Origin of the sequence: Piscirickettsia salmonis LF-89 = ATCC VR-1361 (assembly GCF_000297215.2) — a bacterium.
Taxonomy (GTDB): domain Bacteria; phylum Pseudomonadota; class Gammaproteobacteria; order Piscirickettsiales; family Piscirickettsiaceae; genus Piscirickettsia; species Piscirickettsia salmonis.
On sequence record NZ_AMFF02000076.1, the window covers coordinates 52586 to 54269 of the forward strand.

General features: G+C 30.8%; 2 protein-coding genes. One reads left to right on the top strand and one right to left on the bottom strand.

All coding sequences use genetic code 11. The features are described 5' to 3' along the window. Nucleotides 1-288 (bottom strand): hypothetical protein (locus C200_RS16115; protein ID WP_033923729.1); only part of this gene is annotated, 288 nt, incomplete at its 3' end. Nucleotides 289-795: 507 nt separating this feature from the next. Here C200_RS16115 and C200_RS08175 point away from each other — a divergent pair. Further along, nucleotides 796-1684, top strand: an 889-nt coding sequence (locus C200_RS08175; protein ID WP_016212216.1) for a hypothetical protein, incomplete at its 3' end; no start/stop codon positions are given.

The following is a 1684-nucleotide window of genomic DNA, read 5'->3' on the forward strand; positions in this document are numbered from 1 at the left end:
GCGATTTTGCATCATTGGATGTGCAAAATACCTACCGAGGTAGCGACGCTTACGTTTACTAAGTTTTAATTTTTCTTTTAAGCTTTGGTATGCATCTTCAATTTCATTATTTTTTTTATCTTTATCTTCATTCAAGAAAAAATGCTTAACCTCACTAAGGTTGACATACTTACCTTCTTTATTTTTGATTGATTGCCTATCATAGACGCAATCTTCAGCTTTTGAGCAAGCTTCTGCGAGGAATATTAAGTATTGACCTTGAATTTCCTTCAATGTTGGTATTGGCATATATCTAAATCTCTAAGTTAATTAATATATTTTTACTATATTGATTAGGGAATATAAACTCTAAATTTTATTTATAGATATTAATTAGGACATAGTCTAGCTATTTTTTTTGTTTTTGTAAATATTTGTGATTTACTATTTTTTTAAATAATTGATTGATATCTAAGATTTGATTTGTTAGGGTACCCCCCCCCTAATACACATCAAACATTGCAAATTGATATGGCAATCTTTTTATAGCCAAATTTTAACTGATTTTTTTAAGTCTTATTACTATAATGCTAGCGGATTAATATGTTATATTATTTATTTAATTGTTTATTTTTTAATTATATATGTTCTTAAAGTTTTATTTTTCATTGTAAAATACTCTAATTTATAAGAGAAATTTTATGTTGGATGAATAAATGAGTAAGTTTAATTTAAATTAATCTAGCATATAGTGTACGTGACTATCTTTGATTTTGATTGATTTGTTAAATTTTAATCAAACTTTAAGGGGGAAGTATGCCCTTACGCTTAACAAAGAAGTTTATTGAGTTAAAAGAAGAAGTTGTTCAGGAAATTTCCCTAACAAATCAGAGGTTATATGGAAGCCATCCGGTATATTATTTAAGAGGTGATCAAGAATCTTTTAATCAAGCTAAAAGTCAGTTTATTTTTTTATTAGATAAAATTTTCGATGAAAACCCACCTGCTTTGGAGCGACTAAAGGATCTACAAGAAAACTTAATTAAATTAACAGTAAATAATGATGAAGCGGCAAAAGAACTGATTCTTACTAACTTAAAAAAACGCTTTGAGTCTTTATATTATGATAACCAGATTTTATTAAAAAAATTGCGGGTTGGGCAATTTAATGATTTGATCTTGGGCGCATGTTACCAAGGTGCTTATTCTAATGCAGTCATGTTGATTGATCGAATCATTGCCGGTAGTGGCTTAAATAATTATTTATTATCAGCAAAAAGGGAGCTTATTCAGCAGTATGCGCTTAATTTTTTGTCAGAAAATAATATTGCCACTCCTAATATTCATTCGGTTAATAGTTTATATAACCATGTAGCACCAAGCTACAATATGCAGCTTATTCCAGATTCTTTTGCTCGAGATCTTGGTCAGCGAGTTTTTAATCAATTTTCCCGGTATCTGAGAGCGTCGATTACCCCTTTAATGTTATTGAGCCTTGTACAAAATAAGTTTGTCCTTCCTAAGGACTATAACTCTCAATTTATGGAAGAAATTCTTCCAGAGCATTTGCTCAAGGATTGGGGGTTTGCCCTGTATGATGCTGAGGGGCAGGCGCATGATTTAGAGCGAACTGGGTTGTTATTACTGAAGGTGGCTTTGCAAGAGCTTGGATTTATTGAAGACCTTGTAACTCACCTTACGCACT